21 protein-coding genes are annotated in these 23,419 nt (G+C 72.8%); 8 read left to right on the top strand and 13 right to left on the bottom strand.

The window, feature by feature from the left end; genetic code table 11:
• The first annotated feature begins 75 nt into the window (after positions 1 to 75).
• Positions 76 to 744, top strand: coding sequence for a hypothetical protein (locus ACPXBU_RS01195; protein ID WP_425755727.1), 669 nt, complete (start codon positions 76 to 78; stop codon positions 742 to 744).
• Here the strand turns inward: ACPXBU_RS01195 and ACPXBU_RS01190 are convergent.
• The 11 genes from ACPXBU_RS01190 to ACPXBU_RS01140 form a co-directional block, all read right to left on the bottom strand.
• A complete protein-coding gene (locus ACPXBU_RS01190; protein ID WP_425755725.1) occupies positions 731 to 2,242 on the bottom strand; it encodes a tetratricopeptide repeat protein in 1,512 nt (503 codons plus the stop codon). The genes ACPXBU_RS01195 and ACPXBU_RS01190 overlap by 14 nt on opposite strands.
• Position 2,243: 1 nt before the next feature.
• Complete coding sequence (locus ACPXBU_RS01185) at positions 2,244 to 2,480, bottom strand: hypothetical protein (protein WP_393368309.1); 237 nt, start codon at positions 2,478 to 2,480, stop codon at positions 2,244 to 2,246.
• Positions 2,477 to 4,390: a tetratricopeptide repeat protein gene (locus ACPXBU_RS01180; RefSeq protein ID WP_425755723.1), complete on the bottom strand. Its 1,914-nt coding sequence runs from the start codon at positions 4,388 to 4,390 to the stop codon at positions 2,477 to 2,479. Before ACPXBU_RS01180 ends, ACPXBU_RS01185 begins: the two co-directional genes overlap by 4 nt.
• Entirely contained in the window at positions 4,354 to 5,784 is a 1,431-nt protein-coding gene (locus tag ACPXBU_RS01175; protein ID WP_425755721.1) for a hypothetical protein, read from the bottom strand. The genes ACPXBU_RS01180 and ACPXBU_RS01175 overlap by 37 nt, the downstream gene beginning before the upstream one ends.
• Positions 5,785 to 5,789: 5 nt before the next feature.
• On the bottom strand, positions 5,790 to 7,733 hold the full coding sequence (locus ACPXBU_RS01170) for an Hsp70 family protein (RefSeq protein WP_425755719.1): 1,944 nt from the start codon (positions 7,731 to 7,733) through the stop codon (positions 5,790 to 5,792).
• Positions 7,734 to 7,740: 7 nt separating this feature from the next.
• Positions 7,741 to 8,313, bottom strand: coding sequence for a nucleotide exchange factor GrpE (gene grpE, locus ACPXBU_RS01165; RefSeq protein ID WP_425755717.1), 573 nt, complete (start codon positions 8,311 to 8,313; stop codon positions 7,741 to 7,743).
• Positions 8,313 to 8,780 carry a hypothetical protein gene (locus ACPXBU_RS01160; protein ID WP_425755715.1) on the bottom strand — a complete coding sequence of 156 codons (468 nt, stop codon included), beginning with the start codon at positions 8,778 to 8,780 and terminating at the stop codon, positions 8,313 to 8,315. The genes grpE and ACPXBU_RS01160 overlap by 1 nt, the downstream gene beginning before the upstream one ends.
• Positions 8,781 to 8,783: 3 nt before the next feature.
• The gene (locus ACPXBU_RS01155) at positions 8,784 to 11,363 is read right to left on the bottom strand and encodes a hypothetical protein (RefSeq protein ID WP_425755713.1); all 2,580 of its coding nucleotides are present in this window, start codon (positions 11,361 to 11,363) and stop codon (positions 8,784 to 8,786) included.
• Positions 11,360 to 13,876, bottom strand: a complete 2,517-nt coding sequence (locus tag ACPXBU_RS01150; RefSeq protein WP_425755711.1) for a TIR domain-containing protein — start codon at positions 13,874 to 13,876, stop codon at positions 11,360 to 11,362. Before ACPXBU_RS01150 ends, ACPXBU_RS01155 begins: the two co-directional genes overlap by 4 nt.
• Before the next feature lie 215 nt (positions 13,877 to 14,091).
• Positions 14,092 to 14,778: a hypothetical protein gene (locus ACPXBU_RS01145; protein WP_425755709.1), complete on the bottom strand. Its 687-nt coding sequence runs from the start codon at positions 14,776 to 14,778 to the stop codon at positions 14,092 to 14,094.
• Between the two features lie 144 nt (positions 14,779 to 14,922).
• Positions 14,923 to 15,480, bottom strand: coding sequence for a hypothetical protein (locus tag ACPXBU_RS01140; protein WP_425755707.1), 558 nt, complete (start codon positions 15,478 to 15,480; stop codon positions 14,923 to 14,925).
• A gap of 342 nt (positions 15,481 to 15,822) precedes the next feature.
• Here ACPXBU_RS01140 and ACPXBU_RS01135 point away from each other — a divergent pair, with 342 nt between their 5' ends.
• Positions 15,823 to 16,146, top strand: coding sequence for a hypothetical protein (locus tag ACPXBU_RS01135; RefSeq protein WP_425755705.1), 324 nt, complete (start codon positions 15,823 to 15,825; stop codon positions 16,144 to 16,146).
• 74 nt (positions 16,147 to 16,220) lie between these two features.
• Here the strand turns inward: ACPXBU_RS01135 and ACPXBU_RS01130 are convergent, their stop codons facing one another.
• Positions 16,221 to 16,391 carry a hypothetical protein gene (locus ACPXBU_RS01130; protein WP_425755703.1) on the bottom strand — a complete coding sequence of 57 codons (171 nt, stop codon included), beginning with the start codon at positions 16,389 to 16,391 and terminating at the stop codon, positions 16,221 to 16,223.
• 49 nt (positions 16,392 to 16,440) lie between these two features.
• Between ACPXBU_RS01130 and ACPXBU_RS01125 the strand changes: the two genes are divergently transcribed.
• Positions 16,441 to 17,196: an SDR family oxidoreductase gene (locus ACPXBU_RS01125; protein ID WP_425755701.1), complete on the top strand. Its 756-nt coding sequence runs from the start codon at positions 16,441 to 16,443 to the stop codon at positions 17,194 to 17,196.
• Between the two features lie 7 nt (positions 17,197 to 17,203).
• Here the strand turns inward: ACPXBU_RS01125 and ACPXBU_RS01120 are convergent, their stop codons facing one another.
• A complete protein-coding gene (locus ACPXBU_RS01120) occupies positions 17,204 to 17,977 on the bottom strand; it encodes an alpha/beta fold hydrolase (protein ID WP_425755699.1) in 774 nt (257 codons plus the stop codon).
• A gap of 116 nt (positions 17,978 to 18,093) precedes the next feature.
• Here ACPXBU_RS01120 and ACPXBU_RS01115 point away from each other — a divergent pair, with 116 nt between their 5' ends.
• Genes ACPXBU_RS01115 through ACPXBU_RS01095 form a run of 5 tightly spaced genes read left to right on the top strand, consistent with a single transcriptional unit; the run spans position 18,094 to position 23,402 of the window.
• A complete protein-coding gene (locus ACPXBU_RS01115) occupies positions 18,094 to 18,375 on the top strand; it encodes an acyl carrier protein (protein ID WP_425755697.1) in 282 nt (93 codons plus the stop codon).
• A gap of 11 nt (positions 18,376 to 18,386) precedes the next feature.
• Complete coding sequence (locus ACPXBU_RS01110) at positions 18,387 to 19,556, top strand: acyl-CoA dehydrogenase family protein (protein WP_425755695.1); 1,170 nt, start codon at positions 18,387 to 18,389, stop codon at positions 19,554 to 19,556.
• The gene (locus ACPXBU_RS01105; RefSeq protein WP_425755693.1) at positions 19,553 to 20,560 is read left to right on the top strand and encodes a hypothetical protein; all 1,008 of its coding nucleotides are present in this window, start codon (positions 19,553 to 19,555) and stop codon (positions 20,558 to 20,560) included. Before ACPXBU_RS01110 ends, ACPXBU_RS01105 begins: the two co-directional genes overlap by 4 nt.
• Positions 20,560 to 21,603 (top strand): HAD-IIIC family phosphatase, encoded by a 1,044-nt coding sequence (locus ACPXBU_RS01100; RefSeq protein WP_425755691.1) that lies wholly within the window; start codon positions 20,560 to 20,562, stop codon positions 21,601 to 21,603. The genes ACPXBU_RS01105 and ACPXBU_RS01100 overlap by 1 nt, the downstream gene beginning before the upstream one ends.
• Positions 21,600 to 23,402, top strand: a complete 1,803-nt coding sequence (locus tag ACPXBU_RS01095; RefSeq protein WP_425755689.1) for a non-ribosomal peptide synthetase — start codon at positions 21,600 to 21,602, stop codon at positions 23,400 to 23,402. The genes ACPXBU_RS01100 and ACPXBU_RS01095 overlap by 4 nt, the downstream gene beginning before the upstream one ends.
• Positions 23,403 to 23,419: the final 17 nt, after the last annotated feature.

The following is a 23,419-nucleotide window of genomic DNA, read 5'->3' as shown; positions in this document are numbered from 1 at the left end:
GGGGATTGGTCGGGTGAACAACAACCCGGCCCAACCAGGGGTGAGCCCGCCTCCGTGCCGGACATACTGAGCGGTGTGAATAAGCCGTACACCTATCTCTTCGTTGGATACGCCTCCGACCGGGCCGCCGTCCGCTACCTGAACAGCCTGCACGGGCTGGTCGAGACCATGCGCCACGACCACCCGGGCAGAGTCGAGGCGCGCGTCGAACTCGCCACCGGTCCCGAGCACCTTCGCGATCTCCTCTCGACCGAGTCGGATCTCCTTGTGTACGGCGGCCATGCTGGCGTGGAGGAGGGAAGCCCCTACCTGGGCGGTGGTGACGAGTCGCTGTACCTGGACCATCTGCCCGACCCCCAGGGCACAACGATCAAGGCAGCAGGGATCGTCTTCGACTGCTGTGAAAGCGGCACAGAAGACTTCATCGCCGCCGTCGGCAGACGAGTCGATGCGCCAGCCGCCTATCTGGGATGCAACGGCACCGCGCCCTACACGCACGGACCCGTGCTACTCCCGGTCCTTCTGGCACAGCTGGCGTGCCCGAAAGAACCGGCAACGCCCAGCTGCACGACATACCGCAGGGCGATGGAGCAGACCCTGCTGGTGGCCAAGACCATCTGGCGCGCCGACTGGGAACGGTGGGTCATCACCGATCTCACACCGCCGGCCAGCCATGGCACGCCGCCTTTCCAGCAGCGTTCACCTGCGGGGCCAACGGGCACCGCCGCGCTCAGTGCTGGTTGAGCTGCTGTTGGATCCGGGCAATCGCCTGGGTCAGCTCGTGCAGGGCGGTCACCTCCCGTGCCTCGGACGAACCCTCGCGGCTCAGCCGGTCCACGTCCCGGGCGAGCGCGCGAAAGCTGTATCGGGCGCTGTTGAGCTGCTCGATCGTTCGGATCGGGGACCTTTCGTAGCGCTGCACCAGCGAGTTGAACGTGGCCACGCAGGCGGCGACGGCCTCGGCGCGCGCCACCTGCTTCTGCACCTCCCGGACAGTGTCCAGGCTGGCCCGGATCGTCCCGGCCAGGTCGCGGCTGGGCGCGCCCACCTTGGGGTCCCCGGTGGCCTGCGCGGCCAGACGCTCGGCCTCCACCAGCACGTCGTGCGCCTCGTCGAGAGTCGGCGTCCGCTGCCCCTCGAACTGGTCGAACAGGCTGCGGAACAGCGCCACCGCGTGCAGGAAGGCGACCAGGTTGCAGCGGTCGTCGATCGCTTCGGCCGCTTCGAAGTACGGCTGTGCGCCCTGGTAGTCCTCGTTCTCCAGGGCTTCCATGCCGACTGTCAACTCGTCCTGGACCAGCCACTCGATGAGCCACTGCAGGGTGTCGTCGTCGATCGGCTCCGCGTCCGCCCTCCGTCGTGCGCGCCCGATCAGGCGGAACCCACGGGCGGCCGCCCGTTCCTGGGCATACGAACGGATCGCCAGGAAGTGCTCGCTGTCACCGATCGCGCCCGCACACGTCTCCAGGAGGTCCAGGGCCGCACGGGTGTTCCCACGGCGCAGCGCGTGGCGCGCGGCCTCGATCTGCGGCTCGCTCTCACGCTGGGCGATGACCCGCAACAGCTTCTCGAAGCGGCCGGCCTCGGCCGTCGCCCGGGCCTCGCCGAGCTTGCCCGCGAGCAGGAGGACCACGCACAGGTTCTGCCGCAGGGTCGGGTGGTCCGGTCGGTCACGCAGCCGGTCCCGGATCCGCTGTTCCGCCTTGTCCAGCAGGCCCTGGTCGATGAGGTGGTTGAGCTCGGCGGCGAACGCGCTCAGTTCGGCCCGGTCACACTCGGCCGCCAGCGCGGCCGCGAGCCGGATGCCCTGCGGATCCTTGGCCTGCTGCCGGGCCACCGAGATCGTCTTGGCGGCCTCGGCGAACTCGCCACGCGCGATCTGGCAGCGGCCTCGCAGCAGCCAGGCCGAAAGGCTGCTGCGGGTCAACTCCAGCGCCTCGTCCACCAGGTCCAGGGCGGTGTCATAGTCGTCCTGGCCGGCAGCGCGCTCGGCACGCTCCAGCAGCCGCTGGACCTTGAGATCCGACTCGCGGGCCCGCACCGCGCGCATCTGCTCGGCGAGCACCGCGGGGTCGTCCACGGTCACCAGGCCGCCGGTCATCGCCACGTCGTCGGGCGACGCGGTGGCGAACGTCCGCGTCCGGCCGATGTCGACACCCAGGTCGCGGCTCAGGCTCTCGGCCTGCCGGCGCAGCCGGTCGAAGGCCTCGTCGCCGTTCGGCTCGTAGTGCAGGCCACCCATGTCAGTCCCCCACCGGCGGAACCGCGCCGCGGACATTCACCACAACCCCGCGGACCTGCGCCGTCTCGCTGACGTGGTCGAGTTGGGCGATCAGGAGCACGGACCGGCGCAGCTCCGCGCCGCGCAGCTCGTCGCCGGGCGTCAGCGCGGCGATGTCGAACGTCGGGTCAGGCAGGGTACGCAGGCAGTCGGCTGGGGTCAGTCGCTGCCGGCGCCGCCACAGTGCCGTCATGGTCACGTCTCCACTTCGCTCAGCAGCTTGTCGCCGAGCAGCGCGAGCAGCTCGGCCTCCTGGTCCTCGATGGCCCGGGCGTACTCGGCGATCTCCCGGCTGCGCTGCTCGATGCTCACGGTCAGTTGCCGAGCGCCGCTGAGGTCGGCGGTGCCACCCTGGTGCTGCACGAGGTCGTTGATCCGGGCCATCAGCAGCTCGGACCGGGCGTGCATCTCGGCCACGGTGGGGGTCGACACCCGCTTGCCGATCAGCGCGGGCCGGGTGTCCCAGTCGCGCACCTTGCCGTACCGGGACATCCGGGCCAGCAGCGCCTCGCGTACCTGCTCGCGAACCGTCGAGTCCTGCACGTACCGGTCGAGGATCTGCAGGTACGTCTCGGCCGCGTCGCGGTTGGCCCGGCGGGCCCGTTCGTCGTGGTTGAGGATCTGGAGCACCTCGGGATCGCGGGTGCCCAGCTTCTGCGCCTCGCGCAGCACGGCCACGGCGGCCCGGGAGTCGGTCTCGCTCTCGGCCAGGTAGTAGCGCAGCAGGCCGACCACCACGTAGACGTCGCTGAACTCGGGGTCCAGCTCCCGGGCGCGGGCGAACCGCTGCAGGGCCCGGTCGATGTAGTCGCGGGCGGCGGACTGGGCGTAGCGCGGGTCGGCCTCGGCCCAGGCGCGCAGCACCGCCATCCCGCGCAGGAAGTGGATGTCGCGCAGGGTACGTTCGGCCTCGATCTCCTCGGCCGGCCGGTTCGCCCGGATCATCATCTCCTCGATCCGGGCGGTCAGGCCCGGGTCGGCGGACTGCGGCGGCCACGTGGCGGTCAGCGCCTCGGCCGGATTCAGCAGGGCCAGCGCGGCCACCAGATGTCGCTCGGTCTCGGCTGCCGAGTGTGTGCCGTCGGCCAGCCAGGTGCTGAGCGCCAGGCCCAGCTCGGCCGAGGCCAGCAGCGGTCCGCGCTGGGCACCGTCGATCCGGCCGGCGGCCCGCAGCAGCGACTCGAACTGCTCGCGCGCGGCCGGCACATCTTTCTCGAAGAGGGCCTTGGTGCCGACCAGTATGTTGCGGTTGCGCAGGTCGACCGGGACGTGTTCGGCGAAGTCGTCGAGCCGCTCGACCTTCTCGAACAGCTCGGCCGCGGCGTCGACGCGGCCGTCCCGGAACGCCGCGAACGCCCGCTGCGCGGTGACCACGCCGTAGAGCTTGCGCACGTTACCCGGGGCTTCGCGGACGGCCGGGTCGAGCCGGTCGAGCACGGCCTCGGCCCCGTCGAAGTCACGGCGGTCGGCCCGCAGCTGGGCGAGAAGGTACGCCGCCTCGACGTTGGCCGGGTCCTCCCGGTGCAGCTCGGCGAGGCGGTGCTCGGCGGCCCGCCGGTCGTCGAGGCGGTACATGGCGAAGGCGATGAAGAACCGGGCCTCGGCGCGGGCCTGCTCGGGCAGGGTCGCCTCGAGCCGGGTCAGCGCGGGCAGGGCCAGGTCGTACCGTTTGGCCTGGATCTGGGCGAGCGCCTGGAGGTAGGGCCGCAGGTACCGGCGCGGGGCCAGCACCCGCAGGTAGAGCATCGCGCCGCCGACGGCCACCAGGAGCAGCACCACGCCGAGCAGGAGGGTTTGCCCGATCCCCCCGGAGTTCTCCGTCTCCTCGGCCGCGCCGCCGCCGGCGGCCGGCCCGGTGGTCGTGGCGCCGGTCTGGCCCTCCGTCTGGCCGGCGGCCTCGGGTGGCACGACGATCGTGACGTTGATGTCCTTGTCGCCGCTGCGCACGGTCGCCGGGTACTCGCCCGGCGCCAGTTTCTGCCCCTCCGGAACGGTCACCGTGACCGGGCCGCCCGGGGTGGGTTCGGCCGCGGCCGGCGACCCGATCGCGATCAGGGCGATCAGCGCGGCGATCAGGACAGCGGCCGGTCGAATGCCTCGTGCCACCATTGCGCCTCCGTCTCGGTCAGCATTCCCACGGCCCGCATCCGGTCGGCGCGGTGGTGCCCGATCTTCGACACCTCGGTGGCGTTCGCCTGCTCGCCCAGCTCGAGCCAGCACTCCCGGTAGAGCCGGAGCACCTCCAGATCGCTGGGGTCGGCCTCGGCGGCCGCGTACAGCTCGTCGGCGGCCCGGCTCGGCTGGTGCCATCGCCGGTACAGCCGGGCGGCCCGCAGGTACGGGTCGGTCCCGGCGTCCCGGTCGCTCTTGAGCGCGTCGAGGTCGGCGAGGAGTTCCCGACTCGCCGGGTCGTCCGGGCCGGGTGGCGGATCCGCCTGCTCGGCCAGCTGCCAGAGCGCGTCGGCCCGCAGCCGCCGGGCCCGCCGGGCGTCGGGCAGGTGTCCGGGCAGGACATCGAGGACCTCGCCGACCAGGTCCCGCACCCGCCGTACGTCGCCCAGCTCGGCGCTGACCTCGGCGGCGAGCAGCGCGCCCCGCAGGTACCGGCCGCCCTCGTCGCGCCGTAGCCAGGAGAGCATCTCGACGGCATGGTCGGGGTTGGCGCTGCGGCGCGCCTCGGCGAGGGCGAGCACGTCGGTGACCGCGTCGATCGCCGCCTGCAGGCCACTCACCTCGGCGGGGCGTACGGCCGGGTCGGCGAAGCGGTAGTGCCGGACCACCTCGAAGAGCGAGCGCACCTCGGCGGACGCTTCCAGGAAGGCGGGGATCTCGCTGGTCCCGGCGGCGGGGTGCAGCAGCGCGTTGCGTGCCTGGTCGGTGACCGCGTCGTCGCCGGCCGGCTCGCCCGGAGCACAGCCGGCGGCCTGCGCGGCCAGGGTGCCGAGGGCGTACCAGTCCTGGGCCCGCGGATCGGCGTGGATGCCACGGACGGCCTCCGGTGCGATCGCGGCCAACACGTGCCGGTCGACGCCGAGCAGGTCGCGGGGTGAGGGGAGGCTGACCGGAGGGCAAGGCAGCAGCCACGGATACCACCGACCGGCGGTGCGCCGCAGCACGATGTTGCGCAGGTTCAGGCCGAGCGGCCGGACCGGGCCGGCCAGCCACTGCGGGAGCACGTCGCAGACCTGGCGCAGCAGGAGCAGCCGGTCGCGCCAGTGCGGCGCGGCCGACATGCCCTCCTCCAGCGTCCGGCACTCCGCGCCGGCCTCGTACTCCACGTAGTAGTGGGAGCCGGAGAAGCCGTGCCCCGCGATCGGCGCCATCCGCGGGTGCTCGCGCTGCCGCAGCACGGCAAGCGCGTCCCGGAACTGGCGGTCGCTGAACCGCTGGCCGACGAACCGGATGATCCGGGGCTGCTCCGGTTCGCGGTGCGCGCGCCACAGCGACCCGCGGTCGGTGACGCCGAGCGGCTCGCCGAGCCGGATACCGTTCGGGGCTTCCACCTGGGTTACCCCCTCAGCTCCCGGTACAGGTCGTAGAGCTCGTCGCCGAGATCCTCCACGTCGGGCGAGCCGGACTGCACGGCGGCGACGAAGGCGCGGTACTTCTCGGTGAGCTGCTCCCGGCCGAGCGGGTCGAGCTGCGGGACGAGCTTGTAGACGCGGCGGGCGGTGGACTTGAACTCGTCCGGAGTCTCGGCGGGCGGCGGTGGGAGGGGCTCGGCGCTCGCCGGCGGCCGGCTGCCCGGCGGCTTGGGCAGGCCACTGTCCGGCGGCCTGGGCAGGTTGGTGCGCGGCTTGGGCAGGGTGGTGGTCGTGGGCGGCGGCTCCTCGGTCGCGGCGCCGGCAATCACCGCGGAGAGATGCTTGCTGCTCTCCTCGATCTGCTCCCTGGAGGCGCGTACGTTGCACTGCAGCTCGGTCTGCCACACCTGGTTGTCCGGCAGGCCCCGCACCGCGACCTTGAGCAGCCCGTGCACGTCCAGCGAGAAGGTCACGGCGAACTGGTAGTAGCCCTGCTCCTTGGCCTCGGGCAGGACGATCGGCAGCGTGCCGATGAGGTCGTTCTCGAAGGCCACCGGGTGCTCACCCTGGAAGATCAGGACGTCGATCTCCTTGGCCCCGGCGCCGTTCGTGAAGTTGTCCTTGGTGACCTCGCCCGGTATCCGGCTGTCCTTCTCCAGGATCGGCACCATGTCCGCCCGGTTGGCCAGGATGCCGAGCGTGTGGCTGGTGACGTCCTGCAACACCAGAGCGCCCTCGCTGGCCGCCGGGCGGTCCTCGCTCAGGTCGATCGCGATCTCCTCGCCGCCGTACGACTCGGACGGCGTGTACTCGCGGGCCACCATCCCGGCGCCCCGCGCCACCACCTCGTCCGGCTTGATGTCCGCGCGGATGTCCTTCGGCTCCAGCCCCAGGTGGTCGGCGAGCAGGTTCCGGATACAGGCGATCTTGGTGGAGCCGCCGACGAGCAACACCTGCTCGATCTCGTCGCGTTCGATCCCGTTGCTCTGGTGCGCCGACTCGATCGCCTCGTCCAGGCACTCGAGCGACCGCTGCAGCAGGTCGCTGATCAGGCTCTCGAAGACGGCCCGGCTCAACGGGATGTTGACGCTCAGCGTCGGGGTGAGGAACGGCAGGTTCAGCGTGGCCGTGTTGGCGACGGAGAGCTCCCGCTTCCGCATCTCGGCTTCCCGCTTGACCCGCTGCCAGACCGCCGGGTCGCCGGTGAGGTCGACGCCGTGCTGCTTCTGGATCTGCTGCAGCACGTACCCGGTGATCCGGTCGTCGAAGTCGCCGCCGCCGAGCCGGGCGTCACCGCCGGTGCCGACCACGCTGACGTTGCCCGGACTGACCTGCACGATGGAGACGTCGAAGGTGCCGCCACCGAGGTCGTACACGGCGTACGTGTGGGCCTGGTCGTCGTCGATCTTGTCGGCGCCGAAGCAGACGGCCGCGGCGGTGGGCTCGTTGAGCAGCATGCGGACGTTCAGCCGGGCCATCTGGGCGGCGTCCTCGGTGGCCCCGCGCTGCGGATCCTTGAAGTACGCCGGCACGGTGATGACCGCATCGTGGATCGGCTCGCCCACGATGTTCTCGGCCTGCCGCTTGAGCTCCATCAGGATGAAGGCGGAGATCTCCTGCGGCAGGTACTCACGGCCGCGGAACCTGATCCGCCGGGGCACGCCGGGGTCGCCGGGGTTGGCCGGCTCCACCTCGTACGTGCCCATCTCCCGCTTGACCTCGATGACCGTGTTTGTGGGATCGCTGACCAGGTTGTTCTGGGCCGGCGTGCCGACGATCACCGCGCGGTCGGCGTCCAGCCCGACCACCGACGGAACGGTGCTGAGACCGAACGCGGTCTCGATGATCCGCACGTCCTTGCCGTCCCAGATGGACACGGCCGAGTAGGTGGTCCCGAGGTCGATGCCGATCACCTTGTGGAATGGCATGGTTCTCCTATTCGTCGCCGGCTTGGATCTCGACGGTCGCCGGGGTGAGTGGCCGCCCGTGCAGCAGGTAGCCGTCCTGCACGATGCGGACGACGGTGCGCGGCGGCGCGTCGGGGAAGGACGACTCGGCCGGCTTCACCGTGCTGACGCAGCGGTGCCGGCTCGGGTCGAAAAGCTCGGCGCCCACGTCGATCGGCACCCTCTCGGCGCCGAGGCGCGACAGCACGCCGGAGAGCGTCAGCGACAGGCTGCGGACGTGCCCCTCGGTGGCCACCGGGTCGGAGAAGTCGGCCCGCTGCAGCATGGCGTCGATCGCGCTGAGCGGCCCGATCAGCTCGGTGGCCAGGTCGCGCAACGCGCGGAACGCCAGCTGCCCGCTCAGGTCGGAGCGGAGCGCCGCGATCTCGCGCAGCGCGTCCCCGGCCTGGCCGGCCTGCTTCTGACCGGCCTGGTCCAGCCGGGCGACCAGGGCCGTGTTGTCCTCGGCCACCTCTTCCAGCAGGCTGTGGATCTGGTCCAGGCGCTCGGTCAGGTCCGTGGTCGCCGGTGCCGGTTCGACGGATCGGCTCTGTCGTCGCATCATGGCCTCCGCTGGGCGGTCGGGTCGTCGAGCAGTTCGTCGAGCAGGTCGTTGGGCGTCTCGTCCGTGGTGAAGCCGGTGCGGTACAGGTCGGACGACGGGCGCAGCCGCGCCCCCCGGGCGGTGAGGTGCGCGAAGAGCACCCGGTAGAGCACGTCGGTGCGGTGTGCCGGGTCGGTGAAGAACGGCGCGGCCGCCGAGCGGACGGTAAGTGTGCGCAGTTCCGGGTGCTCGCGGTCGAACTCCTCCCGACGGGCCGGCCGGACCAGGGGGTCGGCGGCGGCGTTGATGCGACGCTGCTTCTCCTCCAGCTCCTCCTTGCGGGCCGGGTCGCTCTCCCCGCGGGCCTCGGTGCGCAGTCGGTTGATCAGCTCGTCGCGGGCCGTGCGGATCTCCGCGATGGTCGCCGTCGGCGCCACCCCGAGCAGCGTGTACGGCGACGAGCCGTCAAGGTCGATCATGAACATCTGTCACTCCCCTCCGTCCCGCCGCCGGCCGAGCTGGGCCAGGAGTTCGTCGAACGCGGCCAGCTCGCCGTCGAGCCCGAACCGCCGGGCCAGTTCGCGACATCTCGTCGCCTCGTCCAGCAACTCGGGCCCGCCCCCGGCCGACAGCCGGTCCAGCACTTTTCCGCGTATCCGGGCGCAGGCGGACGTCGCCACGCCGGTGACCATCGGCCGCGGAATGTCGTCGAGCATCCGCCACATCTGGGGCAGCGTCTCCTCGGCCGGTGCCCCGAGGATGCCGTCGACGAGCACCCGCGCCGCCCTGCGCTGCCGTTGCTCGCCGCCCATCTGGAGCAGCAGCGAGGCCAGCAACACATACGGCGCTCCGCTGGCCGGATATCGTTCCAGCGACTGGCTGATCCGCTGCACGGCCAGCTCGGCGGAGGCCATGTCGCCGGGGCGCAGCGCCTCTTCCGGGATGTCCTCGTACCCGATCCGGTCGATCAGCGCGGTCAGTACCGTCCGGTAGTGCTCGACGTCGGCGGGCGGGTCCGTCGACGGCTGTTGCAGCGCCGCCACCGCGGCGCGGTAGCACTCCCCCGGCCGCTTCGCCTGTAGGAGCGCGTCGCAGTGCGCGGCCCGCAGGGCCAACCGGTCCGGCAGCGCCTCGACGATCTCCCCGAGGCGGGCGACCTGCCGGTTTCGGTCGGCCTCGGTGGACGGCTCGGCGCGGGACCAGATTCCGGCCAGTTCGAGCACCCGCTGCTCGACGTACGCGGCCAACTCGATGTCGTCCTGCACCAGGCCCCGGTTGACGAAGATCGACTGCAGAATCCGCCGCGGAAGGCTGCGCTGGTGCCGGATCACCGCCGCCGCCTGACCCTCCCGCGCCGCCGCGACCGGCACCCGGCCCAGCGCCCGGAGCAGCGAGATCAGCACCAGGGTCCGCTGCAGCAGCTCCTCGGCGAGCCGGTCGGCCCGGGGCTTCTCGGTCTCGTAGTACCGGTCCCGCGCCCGGTCCACCGGATCGGCCGACTGGGCGTACGCGTCCTCGGCGAGCCCCGCGACCAGCTCGCGGAAGGCCTTGCCGCCGGCCCAGTCACGCCCGACGACCGCCGTGTCGGCCAGCGCGACCAGAGCGTCGCGAGCCTCGGCAAGCTCGTCGGTGTCCACGTCGCGCGCCGTGCCGAGCAGGTGGACCGGGGAGCGGAAGGAGAGCCGGGCGTTGAGGTAGTAGCTGTCCCAGTGCCGCAGCCAGACGGCGAGCGCGTCCCCGTCCGCCACCCACGCGTCGAGGTCGTCCTCGGTGGGCGTACCGCTCGGCGGCGCGGACCCGCAGTGGCGCTGCCAGCTCTGCCGGGTCAACGCCAGGTGCAGGTCACGTCGCTCGTCCAGCAGCAGCTGCACGTCGCCCACCCCGCCGGCGAGCAGATAGGTCAGCTCGAAGAGGCGCTCCCAGGCCGGCCCGTACTCCTCGGCGGCCTTCATCCGGGCCGCGACCAGGGCCAGGTTGACCGCCACCGGCACCCGGTACGGGTCCAGCCCGACCGTCTCCCGCCACAGCAGCCTGGCCTGGCCCAGCGCGCCGTCGGTCCAGGCCCGCGTGGCGTACCCGTCGAGCACGGCGATGCGCAGCTCCTGGAACCAGTGGTCATCCCGCACCGCCGACGGGTAGACGTCGAGCAGCCGCAGAGCGTCGGTCACCGTGACCGCGGCGGACGGCCCGAACCGCTGGTAGTGCAGCGCGCACACCACCGCGACCGGCAGCACCCCGGCGAGCAGGTGCTCCGACGCGCCCCGGACGAACAGCACCGGGTCGCCGGCCTCGGCCAGTTCCAGTGCCGCCGCGAGCGCCCGCAGCGCCGGGTCGTTCCCCGCCTCGGGGTCCACCCCGGCGGCAGCGATCTCCTTGCGCACCTCGGCGGGAGGGTCGCCGGAGAGCAACAGCATCAGGCAGCCGAGTGCCACGTCGGCCGGGCCGTCCACGCCGATCCGGGTGGCCCCGGCCTTCAGACACGCGACCGGCTGGGCCCGTTTCGCGGCGCGGCTCAGCTGGGCCAACAGCCAGACCTGCCACACCCCGGTCAGGTCGGTGGGTGGCTTGGCGCGTCTGCGGGGCTTTTTCTTCTCCTTCTCGTTCTCCCCGGCGGCTTCCGCCTCCGCGTCCGGCTCTCCGCCGGTGAGTACGCCCCCGATCTCCGCCACGGCGGCCTTGAGCCGCTCCGGCTCGCGCGCGGCCAGCGCCGCGATCAGCTCGTCGCCCGCCTGCTGCTCGGCCTTGCCCAGTTCCAGCAGCGCCTCGGCGAGCAGCAGGTGGACGCGGCGGCTGGCCGGGGCCAGTTCGAGGGCCGCGAGGTATTCGGGCACCGCGGCACGAAAGCGCCCGGCCCGGTGCAGCCGCAGGCCCAGGTGCAGGAATCCCTTGGCCAGGAACGGGTCGTGCCGCACCGCCGAGCGCAGCAGCTCGATCCCCTCGCCGGCGTTCGTCTCCGGGTGCACCCCGAGCCGGAACTCGGCCTCGGCCCGCGCGATCACCACCCGGGGGCTGTCACCCATCGTCCGCAGCCGGTCCAGGGCGGCGCGCAGCGTGGCGGAGGCCGTCATTCGTGCTCCGCGTACAGCTCGACCCGGCCGGGCAGGCACACCGCGAGCAGCCGCCCGTCCCTGGTCAGTGTGGCGGCGAGCGCGTCCGGCCAGACCTGCCGCTCGGCGCCGTCGCGCCAGTAGGCGCAGCCGCCATCCGGCAGGTCCACCGTGTACCGGCCCGGCACGTCGCAGGCCGAGCCGATCCGGTAGCCGGCCGGGAAGGTGGTGTGCAGGATGTGCCTGTCGCCCTGGTCGATCGACCAGGCTTCGAGCCGCGCCGCCAGGAGCCGGTTCGGGTCGGCCGCGACCAGCAGCAGGCAGGTCCCGGGGGCGGCGCCCGCCAGCAGCCGCAGGGCGCCCGGTTTCGGCTCGACCGCGTCGGTCCGGTGGTCGACGCCCATCCCGGTCAGCCCGTCCTCGGTGAGCAGCACCAGTCGGGAGCCGGCGTACGCGATGTCGGCGATCGAACCGAATCGCTGCCAGTCCCGCACCCGCGTCTCGCCGTGGTAGATGGCCAGTCGCCCGGAGAGGTCCGCCACCGCGAACCGGTCGCTCTGCTCCGCCACCGCGATCCGGTGCACCCCGGCGGCCACGTCAAGCAGGGCGCGCCGCTGGCCGCCCGCGCTCAGGTGCACGAGCGCCTTCTTCCAGGAACCGGCCACCACACCACCGGACGTGAACCGCACGTCGCCGACCGTGCCGTCCAGGCGGGCCGCGGCGACCAGCTCGCCGCCGGCGAAGTAGCGGACCGTCCCGTCCCAGCCGCCGACGGCCACCTGGGCGTCCCGACCGGTGACCGCGAGCCGCACGGGGACCGGGCCGTCGTCACGCCAGTGCGCCCGGGGTCCGTGATAGACGGCGAGCGTCTCGGTGTCGGCCTCCCAGACCAGCACCCGCCCGGCGCCGAGCGGCCAGGCCTGCCGGGCAACCACCGGATAGGACTCGATCAGCTCCGGCCCGGACGCGGCCGGTGCGGCCGGCGGTGCCAGCTCCCCCAGCAGCGAGCCGAGGTCCGGCTCGTCTGGCAGCCGGCCGTGTTCCTCCTCCAGGAGACCGCGCAGGCTGGCCACGCTGCGGCACCCGGCCAGCCGTCGCAGCGTCTCCGCGGCGCCGGCCGGCAGCGCCTCGTCGCCCGCCTCCGGCGCGCCGGCGAGCAGGGTGCGCAGCAGCGCCGGCACCGCCCGCAGGTCGGCCTCCGGCGAGTCGGGGTCCCGGCCCGGGACGCGCAGCCGCACCGAGCCGTACCGGCTCAGCAGCACGTCGGACGGCGATAGGGCGCCGTGGGCCAGCGGTGGTCGCGCTCCGTGCAGACGCGCCAGCACGCGGGCCACGCCAAGACCTATCTCGTACGCCGGGCCGGCCGGCAACCGCCCTCCGTGCCGGGCCGCGAGCTCCGCCGCCGAGATGTCGCGGACCGGCGGGAACACCAGATATACGCAGTCCGGGCCGTCACCGACGCGCAGGGTCCCGGTGTCGCGGGGCACTATCGCCTCGGAACCGGCGACGCTCGCGTACCGGCCGATCAGCTCGGCGAACCGGACCTCCCCCTGGGCCGGAATCTCCGCCAGGACGATCGAGATCTCCTCGCCGACCGCCGTGTCCCGCCCGGCGAAGAGCGGGCCCAGCGCCGTGCGGGCCAGCTCGGGCTCGCGCAGCAGCAGGCTGGTGCCCGGGAGCCGTACCTCGCCGGGGTCGCCGAGCCGCGGCAGTGCGGCCAGGATCCGCTGCGGGCCGCCCCGGCGCGGGCGGTCCGGGAACGCCCAGTCGGCAAGGCCGTCGAGCGCCGCCAGGGCGGGATCGATCGATTCCCGGGTGAAGGTCGCCCGGTCGATCTGCTCGCCGACCACCATGGTGCCGAACGTCCGGATGTAGGTCAGCGACTGCGCGACCTCGGCGGGGAGCTTCCCGGAGACGAGAAGCTCGTGGAAGATGGTTTCCAGCGGTGTGCCGCTCCCGGGTTCGCCGATCTCCCGGCGATGGAGGAACCAGGCCAGATTCCCGGCCGCCTTCAGCAGCAGGAAGAGCGCGACGTCCGGCTCGGACAGATGCTCGAACGGCGCCTCGCACGCCGCCAGGACGCTCTCCTCGTCGACGTGGCGCCGCGGCCGGGGCGGCGCGTCCCGGATGCTCCGCTTGACCTGTTCGTACGCCTTGTCCACCGTCATCGGATCGGTGAAGTCGCAGATGGTCACGTTGCGGATGAAGCGCGGCAGCTCCACGGTGAGCGGCATGAGTTTGATCGGGATGGTGCGCCCTCGCAGGCTAGCCGGATCGTCGTTGCTGCTCGACACCATCTCGAACTGCGTGTATTCGCGGCGCAGGTAGGTGTCGGTGAGAAAGACAATCGTCTGCACCGAGTCGTCGAGCCCGATACTCAACTGCGTCATGATGCTGCGCCCGGCGCGCATCTGGTCCTGGTCGAACCAGACCGAGAACCCGTCACCCCTCAGCCGCTCGACCCAGGGCATCACGAGCGTGATGTCGGCCGTGGCGTAGCTGACGAAGATGTCGAATCCGACGGGTGCGCTCACGACCGACCCCGCTCCCCGCCCCGGACGTGCACGCACCGGAACCACGTAACCATGGCAACCCCCTGCCGGTTCTGTGCAAGAACGTCAAGAGTGCTGCCCAGGCTATGCGGTGATCCGGATGCCGCGCACCGTCCTCGACTGACGGATCGTCGACAGCGGATATGTAAGGCAAACGGCGGGCCCGCGCGGAATCCGCACACCGGCTCGGCCGGATGTCACTGATCCGCGGAACGACCCAGCATCACGTCTATGTTGCGCACCCCGGCCAACTGCCCGAGGCCCCGCACGTAGTCGAGCAGGCCCAGGCGCATGGCCTCCAGCTCGGCGCGGCACTGCGCGTTGCCCGGCCACTGCGACTCGGGCACGTCGGGGTTCACCCTCTCCCACTGCAGCAACTGTGGGTGCCACTTGGCCAGGAACGGCCGCATCTGGGCGTTGAGCATGCCGATGGCCAGGTGCTCGACGGTCTGCGTGCCGCCGACGCCGGCCGTCGGTCCCGCCTCCACCAGGGTCTGGCGCACCGACTGGAACAGGGAGTAGAGCGAGTTGAGCGTCTCACGGACAACGCCGGTGCCCTCGGTCAGCGGCTGCGTGGAGACGCGAGTGACGGACTCGACGAACAGCCGCCACGCCACTCCCTCGTTGGACGGAGTAACCGCGAAGGTCAGATCGGTGAAGTTCGGGATCGACACGGTCAGCTCGGTGAGATACATCGTCCGGGAGTACGCGTAGAACACCAGAGCGGCCACCCCACCCGCCACGGTGCCGCACAACATGAAGAGCGCCGCACCGGTCAGTTGGCTCCCCCAGTAGACCGCGAAGCCGACGACCGCGCCGGTGACCAGCCCGACAAGCAGGGCGAACCAACGTGTGTAAACCCTCCGGTGCCGCAAATCGCTCATGATCCCCCGCCCCGAGAAAACTCACCGTCCTCAAGTAGTAGAGCATGGCAAACTCCGGCCACTGTAGACGTTGGGGCCCGTCCGCTGGCGTCGGACAGTTCGGTCCGTCAGCCGACAACCGTTCTCACATATCCCGGAAGCGAATCAGGTGTTGTTGCGGCGACGGCGAGCCTCGATGTCGCGCTGCACCTCGGGGTCCCATTGGCCGGCGTTCCAGTCTTCGCTCGTCGGAGTGGGCGACAGCGGCCACGCCGGGTCTTGCCCAGCAACCGGCGAGTAGTGTCCGACGCCGACTCGGTTGGCGTGGGCGATCAGCCGCAGGACCCGCGCCCGGCTGTGCAACATGCCCCCGATCAGCGCGGCGGCTCCAAGGGTGCGCAGGGCCGCCTGGCCGAACAGGACTGCCGGGGCGGTCCGATCGGCGGCCAGCCAGGCGATGGCGGCGCTGGCCACGACGCAGGCGGGGAAGACGCGCGTGCCCCAGTGGCGGCTGTAGAAGCGGCCCGAGGAGCCGTGCGCCTCGGCGAGCTGGCGGGTGCCACGGCCCCAGATCAACGCACTGACAGCAAGGCCGATGACGGCGGCGGCCAGGATCAGGTTGGCCAGGACGAAACCGATCGCCGCCCCGAGATCCGACGGGGGCAGCGGCCGGGCCCGGTCGCTCGCGATGCTGCTGAAGACGGCCGCAGCGATGGCGGCCACGACGAAGAGGATGGCGAACCCGACCGTGAACCAGGTCGCGACGTTCCAACCCGCGGTCCGGACCGCCGGCGGAGGTGTGGAGGACCGGCACGTGTGACCCTGGCCGGGGTGTTCGAGTTCGGCTCCGCATGTCGTGCAGTGCAACGTGTTCTCCTGAGCGGCGCGGCCGAGACGTCGCTGGGCCAGGTGACCTGGGCATCGCATGTGTCGTCGCGCGGGGTGAGGGATCCGCCGGGTCCGGCGCGTAGAGGATCATGCCCGGTCGGTGCCGATCCGGCGACCCCGCGAAACGCGGGCAGGAGTTCGCGGCCCCCGCCCGAGACGGCCCAGTAGCCTCGGCTCGTGGGCGATCGTGAGCAGTACGTGCGTTATCAGGGGGACCGGACCGTGCTGGCGGCGATCGGTACTGATCTGGATCGTCAGGTTGGTCGGATCAGCGTGCGGCTTCCTCGATCTCTGGCGGAGCTGGCGGTCGATGCCTGGAACCGCGAAGAACCGCATGATGGTGGCGAGGAGAGCCGCGACGACTACGCACTGCGTGAGGATGCCGCTGAGCTGGCCTTCATCGGCCTGGCGATCAGCGAGCGCGGCACGTGGGACGGTGAGCAGGTCGCCGTCGATCTGGATCTCGTCCAGGTCGCCGCGGCGTTGCGAGCCGCTCGGTAGTCGGGCCGCTCGGGCGGCGGGTTGGCCCCGGCGGCGTTGGCGTCCGCCGCGGACGCGCGCTGTTGGTCACGGCCTTAGTCGCTGGCCTCGAGGGTCATGGCCCGGTCGATGATGCGCTGCGCGCCGGTGTTCGCGTAGGCGATGGCCTGCGCATCCGGCAGGTTCGGGCCGCTGAGGTCCGCGAGGATGTGGGCGTAACGCTCGTCGATCGCCGTTCCCGAGCGGTGGCCTGACCGATCAGGCATGGCCAGAGGGGGCCTGCCCCTCGGCCGCCGACGGCCCTATCGTCGGTCCATGGCCGAGGAAACGCGGGTTCTGGAGGGCAAGGCAGCCGTGGTCACCGGCGGCTCGCGGGGCATCGGGCGCGCGGTCGTGCAGCGGCTGGCCCGCGACGGCGCGACAGTCGTGTTCGGTTGGCGCAGCGACGCCGAGGCCGCCGCCGAGGTGGAGACGTCGGTCGCGGCCGCTGGCGGCGTCGCCCACGGCGTACAGGCCGACCTCGCCGACCCGGACGGTGTGACCACCCTCCTCGCGCAGGCCCAGACCCACCTGGCCGGCTTGGACCTGCTGGTCAACAACGCCGCGGCCCGGCACACGCCGGCGCCCCTGGTCCACCTGTCCGAGGACGAGTACGACCGGCTGATGGCGGTCAACGCCCGCGCGGTGTTCCTGGCGCTGCGGCACGCCGCCCGGCACATGCGCGACGGCGGTCGCATCGTCAACCTGTCCACGATCAACACGGTCATGCCGGGGCCGGGCATCGCCGCGTACGCGGCCAGCAAGGGCGCGGTGGAGCAACTGTCCGCGGTGGCCTCCCGGGAGCTGGCGGCGCGGGGCATCACGGTCAACACCGTGTCCCCGGGCGCGACCGACACCGACCTGTTGCACGCGACGAACAGCGCGCAGAGCGTGGAGATCGCCGCGCGGGTCACCCCGCTGGGTCGCCTCGGTCAGCCGGCCGACGTGGCCGACGTGGTCGCGTTCCTCTGTGGTCCGGACGCCCGCTGGGTGACCGGGCAGAACATCCACGCCGCCGGCGGGCTGGGCTGACCGACCCTCAGGGCGCCTGGAGGAACGGCAGCACCAGCCCCAGCAGCAGGTCGGGGCACGCCAGCAGCGCGGCGTGCGAGGTGCCGGGCAGCACCGCTAGCTGCGACGGCGGCAGGCCGACCAGGTCACCGGGTACGCCGCCGCCGCGCAGCCGGAACATCCGTACCGCGTGCTCGGGCGTCACCAGGTCGGCGTCGCCGATCACCACGAGCGTGGGCGCGGCCAGGGCGCGGACCTCGTCGGTGGTCAGGTCGGTCATGCCGGTCTCCAGCGCCGTGGTGCGCTCGACAAGCGCCGCGAACCCCGACGGGTCGGGGGCGACGGCGGCGTACGCGCGCTCGAACGGTGACCCCGCCAGCATGGCCGGCGTGAGTTGGGCGACGCCGTCGAGCACACCCGGGTGGAAACCGTCGCGGTCGAAGGCGTGGCCCACGAAGACCAGCTTGCGGACCAGGTCGGGCCGCCGCGCCGCGAGGTGCAGCGCGACGCCGGCGCCGAGGTCGTAGCCGACTACGTCGAGCGGCCCCGTTCCCAGGTGGTCGAGGACGGCCGCGGTGTCGTCGGCCATCGACTCCAGCGTCAGCGGGCGGTCCGCGGCACGGGTGTGGCCGTGCCCCTGCTGTTCCACCGCGAGCACCCGGCGGCTCTTCGCCAGCGCGGGCAGCAGGGTGGCGAACGACGTCTCGATGGTGGCGAGCGCGCCGTGCAGCAGCAGGAGCGGGTCGCCCTCGCCGTGCTCCTCGTAGTAGACGTCGAGACCCCCGGCCGGCGCGTAACCCATGGCTTCATGGTGCACACAGGCGATCACGGGCGGTAGCTGCCCAATCGGCTACACCGAACGCAGTCGCCGAAGTATCCCATGGACTGTGGTAAATGTCCGTGTCGATACTTCTGGGCATGAGCGACAGCATCCCGGCTACCGCTGCCCCCCCGACCGACGTGGCCGCCACGATTCGGGCGTTCCTGGCTGAGGTGGTCGGCGACGCCCCGGAGCCGGACGAGGACATCTTCGCCCGCGGCACCGTCACGTCCCTGTTCGCGCTGCAGCTCATCGCCTTCGTGGAGAACACCTTCGGCATCGAGGTCGAGCCCGAGGACCTGGACTTCGCGAACTTCCGGACCATCGACGCGGTCACCGCCTTCGTGGGCGGCAAGCGTGCCGTCGCGAATCGCGGCTGAGCGGGGACGCCGTGGACACCGACGACACCGTCGTGGCCGAGGCCACCGACTTCGCCGACACGGTACGCTCCGCCGCCGCCGGATGGGACCGGGCGGGCGCGCTGCCCTCCGCCGTCGTGGCGGAGGCGGGCGCGGCCGGTCTGCTCGCCCGGGACCTACCCCGACGCTACGGCGGCGCGGGCGCGTCGCCGGAGGCGCTGGGTGAGGCCACCGCCCGGATCGGTGCGGTGTGCTCCTCGCTGCGCGCGCTGCTCACCGTGCAGGGCATGGTCGCCGCCGCGCTCGCCCGCTGGGGCTCGGCCGACCAGCGGGAGCGGTGGTTGCCGGCGCTGGCCACCGGCGCGCGGGTCGCCGGCTTCGCCGCCACCGAGGAGGGCGCCGGCACCGAACTGTCCGCCGTGGCCACCAGCATCGAACCGGTCGGCGACTCGGTGCGGGTCACCGGCCGCAAGCAGTGGGTGACGTTCGGCGCGACCGCCGACCTGTTGCTCGTGATCGGACGCCTGGGCGGGGCGCCGGCCGCGGTGCTGGTCGAGGGCGACCGACCGGGCCTGCGCCGGGAGCCGGTACGCGGTCAGCTCGGCCTGCGGGCGGCCCAGGTGGCGCACCTCGACCTGGACGGCGTCCGGGTCCCCCGCTCGCACCTCGTCGCGCCCGCCGGGTTCGGGTTGTCCCACGTCGCCGGCACCGCGCTCGACCACGGCCGCTACACCGTGGCGTGGGGGTGCGTCGGGATGGCGCGGGCCTGCCAGCGGGCCGCCACCGGGCACGCCGTGGACCGCACACAGGGCGAGGTACGCCTCGCCGACCACCAGGTGGTGCGCGCCATGCTCGGCCGGGGACACGTCGCGGTCACCGCCGCCGAACAGCTCTGCCGGCACGCGGCGCGGCTCCGCGCCGCCCGTGACCCGGACGCCGTGGCCGGCACCGTCCTGGCGAAGTACGCCGCCTCCCGCGCCGCCGCCCAGGTCAGCCGGGACGCCGTGCAGGTGCACGGCGCGGCCGGCTGCGACGCGGACAGCCTGGTGGGCCGGTTCCTGCGCGACGCCACGGTCATGCGGATCATCGAGGGCTCCGACGAGGTGAGCGAGTTGCACCTCGCCGACCACGCCATCCGCGCCCACCGGCGCCGCGACGCGGCGACGCCGACCACGCCGGTACCCGTGGTGGTGCCGTCGTGACCGCACCGGTCTGGCTCGGCCCGGTGAGCGTCCACCTGCCGCCGGAGGCGGTGGCGGTGGCCGCGCTACCGGAGGTGGCGGCGCTGCCGGAGGCGCGCCGGGCCCACGTGCTGTCCCTCGGCATCGACGAGGTGCGCTGCCTGCGCGACCACCACGGCCGGCCGGGACCAGGGGCCGAGGTGGACCTGGCCGCCGCCGCGGCCCGCCAGGCGCTGGACCGGGCCGGCCTGGCGGCCGACGACCTGGACGCGCTGATCCTCGTACAGGGCCGCGCGCCGCAGTACCTGCTGGCCTCCGAGGCGACCCGGTTGCAGGCCCGCATCGGGGCGACCCGGGCAGCCACGCTCAGCGTCGGCGACCTGGGCTGCGTGTCGGTGTCCGCGGCGATCGACGTGGGCGTGGCGCTGCTGCGCGGTCGGCCGGCCTGGCGGCACGTGTTGGTGGCCATGGGCGCCGCCGCCGCCACCGAGGAGCGCTACCGGCCTCCGATGACAGTCCTCGGTGACGCCGGCGCGGCCGTGCTGCTCGGCCGGGAGACGGGTCGGTGGGGCTGGGTCGAGCACGCGCTGCGCAGCGACGGCAGCTACGCCGACCTGTTCCACATCGACTACCGGGACGTTCCGGCCAGCGACTGGCGGGAGACCTGCTCCGACGAGTTGACCTACTCGTTCCGGCTGGCGATGGAGAGCCGCAACCGGCTGCGCGACCTCAACCGGGAGGTCCTCGCGGCCCGGGGCCTCACCCCGGACCGGCTGGACGCGGTACTCATGCAGAACCTGTCCCGCGGCGCGTTCGCGTTCTGGCAGAGCGCCCTGGAGGTCACGATCGACGACGCCTGCCCGACAAACCTGGCCCGCTACGGGCACCTCGGTCCGATCGACGTGCTCGCCAACCTGGACGACACCGCCGACGCCGTGGCACCGGGAGGGCACGTCCTGGTGATGAACAGCAGCCCGGTCGCGGCCTGGAGCAGTGCCCTGCTGGTGCGCGGGACGGACAAGTGATGAGCCAGACGGTGAAGTGCCTGGTGTGGGACCTCGACGACACGCTGTGGGGCGGCGTCGTGCTGGAGGGCGACAAGCCGGCCCCGATCCCGGCGGCGGTCGGCACCCTGCACGCCCTCGACGAGCGGGGCATCCTGCACGCCGTGGCCAGCCGTGGCCACCACGACACCGCCGCCGCCCACCTCGACGCGGTGGGACTGGCCGACATGTTCTGCGCCGTCGAGGTCGGCTGGGGCGACAAGTCGACGGCGGTACGGCGGATCGCCGAGACCCTCGGCATTGGCTCGGACACCCTCGCCTTCGTCGACAACGACCCGGTGGAGCGGGCCGAGGTGGCCCACGCGCTGCCGCAGGTGCGCTGCTACGACGCCACGCAGGTCGGCGAGTTGCCCGCCCGCGTCGAGTTCCAGCCGCCGTTCGTCACCGACGAGTCGCGGCGGCGCCGGCGGATGTACCAGGCCGAGCACCGTCGCGCCGCCGCCGAGAAGGACTGGGACCAGCCGAACACCGACTTCCTGGCGAGCCTCGACCTGGTGCTGACCGTCCGGCAGGCCACCGAGGACGACCTGGCACGCGCCCACGAGCTGACCGTCCGCACCCACCAGCTCAACAGCACCGGCATCACGTACGGGATGGACGAGCTGCGAGCCATGTGCCGTGACGACGGCTACCAGGTGACCGTCGCCGAGCTGTCCGACCGCTTCGGCTCCTACGGCACGATCGGCCTGGCCGTCACCCGGCTCACCGACACCGAGTCGGTGCTGGAGCTGCTGCTGATGTCCTGCCGGGTGGTCTCCCGTGGCGTCGGCGCGGTGCTGCTGGACCACCTGGTGCGTACCGCGGTCGCCGCCGGCCGCCGCCCGGTCGCCGAGCTGGTGCCCACGCCGGTCAACCGGATCATGCTGGTGACGCTGCGCTTCAGCGGCTTCGAGATCGTCCGGCGTGACGCCGACCGGATGCTGCTCGCCGCCAACCCGGCCCTGCTGCCCCCGACCCGCCCCGGTCACGTACGCGTCGACGACCGCACGGGCGCGCCCCGATGACGCCGTTGGTGGTCGACATCCTCGCCCACGCGAGCGAGACCCCGGAGACGCCGGCGGTGGTCGTGGGAAACGAGGTGCTGAGCTACGGCGCGCTCGCGGACGCCGTCGACCACCTGTCGATGCGTCTGGTCGCCGCCGGTGTGCTGCCCGGCACCGTGGTGGCCGTCCACCTCGAACAGTCGACGGCCACGGTGGTCGCCATGCTGGCCGCCGCACGGGTGGGCGCCGCGTGGTCGGTGGTCGAGCCGGGGCAGCCGGCGGGGCGGCTGGCGGCGGTGGTGCGCGACACCGACTGCCGGGTGCTGGTGCACGCCGGCAGCCGCCCGGCCTGCGCGGACACGCTGGCCCACCTCGACGTCCGTGACCTGGTGGCCGCGCCACCGGTGCCGCTGCCAACGATGTTGCCACTGGACCTGCCCGCGTACGTCATCCACACCTCCGGTTCGACCGGCCGGCCGAAGGGCGTGGTCGTCGGCCACGCCAACCTGGACGCCTCGATCCGCTGCCGCGGCGTGCTCTACGGCGCCGAGCCACCGACGTTCCTGTCCGCCCTGCGCCTGTCGTTCGACGGCAGCCTGGGTGCCACCCTGTGGACGCTGCGCCGAGGCGGCACGGTGGTGCTGCCCGACGAGGAGCGGATGGCCGACCCCGGTGCCGTCGCCGCGCTCGCCGCCACCCACGCCGCGACCCACCTCATCTGCGTGCCGTCCTACTATCGGCTGCTCCTCGACCACGCCGCGCTGCTGCCGCCCACGCTGCGGCACGTGAGCGTCGGCGGCGAGCGGTGCGACGCCGACCTGGTGCGTCGGCACCGCCACCTGCTGCCGGAGACCGAGCTGGCCAACGAGTACGGGCCGACCGAGGCCATCGTCTCGTGCACCTTCCAGCGGGTGGCGCCGACGCACCGCCACGGCGAGGTGCCGATCGGCGCACCGCTGCCCGGGGCGAGCGTGCACGTCCTCGACGCCGCGCTGCGCGAGCAGCCGCCGGGCCGTGTCGGCGAGCTGTACGTCGGCGGCTCGTTCCTGGCGCAGGGCTACGCCGGGCAACCGGCCCGCACCGCCGAGCGGTTCGTCGCCGACCCGTTCGCCGCCGAGCCGGGCGCCCGGCTGTACCGCACCGGGGACCTGGCCGCGTGCCGCGCCGACGGCACCGTGGAGTTCCGGGGACGGGCCGACGACCAGGTCAAGGTACGCGGGCACCGGGTCGAGCCGGCCGAGGTGGCGGAGGTGGTGAGTGTCCACCCCGGGGTACGCCAGGCCGCCGTGTTGCTCGACCCGCTGGTACCCGAGCCGGTGCTCGTCGCGTACCTGGTCTGCGACGGCCCGCCCCCGTCGCCGGTGGTGCTCCGGGCGCTGTGCCGCGAGTCGCTGCCGCCGGCCGCCGTGCCGGCGCGGTTCGTGGCGGTGCCCGCGATACCGCTGACCGTCAACGGCAAGCTCGACCGGGACGCCCTCGCGCGGCTCGGCGCCGCACGCGAGGAGGACCCGGTGGACGCGCCCGCTGATCACGACTGGACCGGGCTGCAACGCGCGGTGGCCGACATCTGGGCCGAGGTGCTGGGGCACCGGGGCTGCGGCCTGGACGACAACTTCTTCGACGCCGGCGGCACCTCGCTCAAGGTCGTCGACCTGCACAAGCGCCTGGACCGCCGGTGGTCCGGGGCGGTCCGGGTGGGTGAGCTGTTCGACGCCAAGACGATCGCGGCGCAGGCGGCGGTCATCGCCGGAGTGGCGGACACGCCCGCCGCCGGCCGCACCGGGCCGCCGCCCGCCGCCGCGCTCAGCTTCGAAGTGTGACCCCCGGGAGGGAGAAC

Source organism: Micromonospora sp. DT231 (assembly GCF_049847025.1).
In the GTDB taxonomy this organism is placed as follows: domain Bacteria; phylum Actinomycetota; class Actinomycetes; order Mycobacteriales; family Micromonosporaceae; genus Micromonospora.
Note: the sequence above shows the minus strand (reverse complement) of the source record. Positions and strands in the feature narration are given on the sequence as shown.

Coding starts and splice junctions, on each gene's coding strand:
- ACPXBU_RS01155 (WP_425755713.1), bottom strand. CDS start 11,363: ATGACGGCCTCCGCCACGCTGCGCGCCGCCCTGGACCGGCTGCGGACG.
- ACPXBU_RS01145 (WP_425755709.1), bottom strand. CDS start 14,778: ATGAGCGATTTGCGGCACCGGAGGGTTTACACACGTTGGTTCGCCCTG.
- ACPXBU_RS01190 (WP_425755725.1), bottom strand. CDS start 2,242: ATGGGTGGCCTGCACTACGAGCCGAACGGCGACGAGGCCTTCGACCGG.
- ACPXBU_RS01170 (WP_425755719.1), bottom strand. CDS start 7,733: ATGCCATTCCACAAGGTGATCGGCATCGACCTCGGGACCACCTACTCG.
- ACPXBU_RS01115 (WP_425755697.1), top strand. CDS start 18,094: ATGAGCGACAGCATCCCGGCTACCGCTGCCCCCCCGACCGACGTGGCC.
- ACPXBU_RS01120 (WP_425755699.1), bottom strand. CDS start 17,977: ATGGGTTACGCGCCGGCCGGGGGTCTCGACGTCTACTACGAGGAGCAC.
- ACPXBU_RS01125 (WP_425755701.1), top strand. CDS start 16,441: ATGGCCGAGGAAACGCGGGTTCTGGAGGGCAAGGCAGCCGTGGTCACC.
- grpE (WP_425755717.1), bottom strand. CDS start 8,313: ATGCGACGACAGAGCCGATCCGTCGAACCGGCACCGGCGACCACGGAC.
- ACPXBU_RS01095 (WP_425755689.1), top strand. CDS start 21,600: ATGACGCCGTTGGTGGTCGACATCCTCGCCCACGCGAGCGAGACCCCG.
- ACPXBU_RS01180 (WP_425755723.1), bottom strand. CDS start 4,390: ATGGTGGCACGAGGCATTCGACCGGCCGCTGTCCTGATCGCCGCGCTG.
- ACPXBU_RS01160 (WP_425755715.1), bottom strand. CDS start 8,780: ATGTTCATGATCGACCTTGACGGCTCGTCGCCGTACACGCTGCTCGGG.
- ACPXBU_RS01130 (WP_425755703.1), bottom strand. CDS start 16,391: ATGCCTGATCGGTCAGGCCACCGCTCGGGAACGGCGATCGACGAGCGT.
- ACPXBU_RS01100 (WP_425755691.1), top strand. CDS start 20,560: ATGAGCCAGACGGTGAAGTGCCTGGTGTGGGACCTCGACGACACGCTG.